The sequence below is a fragment of the Nocardiopsis sp. NPDC055824 genome (genome assembly GCF_053616335.1).
In genome coordinates this window covers 1-2161 of sequence record NZ_JBSHDN010000387.1, presented here as the reverse complement: position 1 = coordinate 2161, position 2161 = coordinate 1, and the positions used below count along the sequence as shown (strand labels likewise).

Genomic DNA, 2161 nt, shown 5'->3' with positions numbered 1-2161 from the left:
GCCTGCCGGGCCCCGATCGTTCGACTACCGGTCCTTGCCACCGCTCCCGTCGGCGGAGCCGCTCCCGGGTTCCGGGGCGTCGCCGCCCTCCGCGGCGCCGTCCGCGTTCCCGTCACCGGGATCGCCGACGGCCTCGCTCCAGGGGTCCCCTCCCGGGGCGGAGGGCATCGGCCGGGCCTCCGGCCCGTCCTGGGCCCGCTCCCCGGGAGCCGCGTGCGTCCCGGCCGGTCCGCCGGAGTCGCCGGGGCCCTCGGGGCCGGGGCCCTCGGGGCCGGGGGCGTCCCCTGCGTCCCGTGCCTCCTCGGCGGCGTCCCCGGACGTCCCGGTCCCGGCGCCGCCGTCCCCGGTCGGGCCCCAGTTCCGCGCGTCCTTGCGGATCACCTCGACCGTGTCGTCCAGGATGCGCCGGAGGTCGTGCGCCGCCGCCTCGCCGACGTGGCCCGCCTCGCGGACGACGTCGCGCACCCTGTCGCCGAAGTCGCGCAGAGCTTGGTCGAACTCGGGCCCCCCGGCCCGGCGCTCGGAGTCACCGCGGCTCCAGACCGCGCCGAACGCGCCGAAGCCCTGGGCGAAGCGCTCCCACTCGCGGGCCCAGCGGGAGCCGTCCTCGCAGCCCTGGTCCCCGGGCCTGTCCCGGGCCCCGTCCTGCCGGCCGGAGGACTCCTCCGACGGATCCCCGGCCTCCGGGGCGCGCCGTTCCGAGGTGTCGGCCCCCTCCGCGGAGGGGGCGGGCCCCGGGGCCTCCTCGCGACCGCCGTCGGTCCGGTCGCCCCCGGCCGGGGGCTCGGGGCGGCGCGCGCCGCCCGCGGCGAACTTCAGCTCCTCGCGCAGCGAGCTGATGGTGGCGCGCACGTCCTGCTTGACCGCCCGCGCGACGTCCCGGACGGAGTCGGTGAGCTCCTTCTCCAGGTCGTCGAGGTCGCCGCTGCGGCCGCGCAGTTCGGCGCGGCCCTTGTCCGTGAGCCGGTAGACCTTGCGGCCGCCCTCCTCGGTGTGGGTGACCAGGCCCTCCTCCTCCAGCCGCGCGAGGCGCGGGTAGATGGTGCCGGGGGAGGGCGAGTACACCCCGAGGAAGCGGTCGCGGAGCAGGCTGATGATCTCGTAGCCGTGCCGCGGGCTCTCGTCCAGCAGTTTGAGCAGGTAGAGCCGCAGTCTGCCGTGGCCGAAGATGGTGCTCATTCAGGCCCCCTCGGGGATCGCGGCCGGTGCCTCGGGCGCGCGCCGCAGCAGCGCGGTCCGCCCCGACGCGGAGTTGACGGTGATGGAGGCGGGGTCGACACCGCTGCCGATCTTTCCGCTGAGGATCGTCCTGGCCGGGGCGCTGCGCCGGTCCAGGCCGAAGTCGGAGTTCACGGGCGAGGTCGAGGTGCGCAGCTCGACGGTCGCCGAGGTGTCGGCGGGGACCCGCAGGGCGATCTCCCCGGACACCGAGTTGAGCCGCACCCGGCCGGCGGGCGCGATGTCGGTGTCGGCGAGCAGCTGGCCCGACACGGTCTTGGCGCTCAGCGCGGAGAGGCGGCCGCCGGCCACCGCCAGCTGGCCGCTGACGCTGTTGAACTTGAGGTTGCCGCTGGCGCCCCGCACGGCGGTGTTGCCCGAGACGGTGGCGATCTCGGTCTCGCCCGAGGCCTCGTCGAGGGTGATCTCGCCGGAGGCGGTCCGCAGCTGGCTGCGTGCGCTGATCCCCGCCGCCACGATGGGCGCGGTGGCCGTGGTGACCTCCACCGGGCAGTCGTGGGGAAGGCGCAGGTTGACGGTCGCCCTGCGGTGCTGCACGCGCTTGTAGGCGGAGAGCTGCATCGGGCGGAGCCGGTCCAGGAAACCGGGCCCGGTGAGGTCCTCGTACTGGATGGTGAGGATGCCCGCCTCCTGGGTGACCAGGAGGGGGTCGCCCACGATGTCGGTGACTTCGAAGGTGGCCGGGTCGTCGGTGGGCAGGATGTTGACGTGACCGCCGATGATCCGGACCCGCAACGCGACGATGCCGTCCAGGGTCTGGGTCATCGGCCTGTCGATGGTCCAACGCGCCATCGTGTGATCCCTTCGCTTGCTCTGTGCCTTCACGATATGTCGCGAGTGGGGGGAACTCAAGATATGTCGCGTAGTTTCGGGGGCGGTTCAGGGGGGAGCAGGGGTTCTCCCCGAGGCCGGACCGGGGCCC

At 74.9% G+C, this 2161-nt stretch carries 2 protein-coding genes; both read right to left on the bottom strand.

All coding sequences use genetic code 11. From position 1 onward, the window contains the following. Positions 1-24: 24 nt before the first annotated feature. On the bottom strand, positions 25-1179 hold the full coding sequence (locus ACWGL3_RS32050; RefSeq protein ID WP_267948364.1) for a PadR family transcriptional regulator: 1155 nt from the start codon (positions 1177-1179) through the stop codon (positions 25-27). Next, on the bottom strand, positions 1180-2031 hold the full coding sequence (locus ACWGL3_RS32045; protein ID WP_267948365.1) for a DUF4097 family beta strand repeat-containing protein: 852 nt from the start codon (positions 2029-2031) through the stop codon (positions 1180-1182). Positions 2032-2161 lie beyond the last annotated feature (130 nt).

Bases quoted from the DNA above. Each gene is read 5' to 3' on its own strand.
- ACWGL3_RS32050 (WP_267948364.1), bottom strand. From the start codon at position 1,179: ATGAGCACCATCTTCGGCCACGGCAGACTGCGGCTCTACCTGCTCAAA.
- ACWGL3_RS32045 (WP_267948365.1), bottom strand. From the start codon at position 2,031: ATGGCGCGTTGGACCATCGACAGGCCGATGACCCAGACCCTGGACGGC.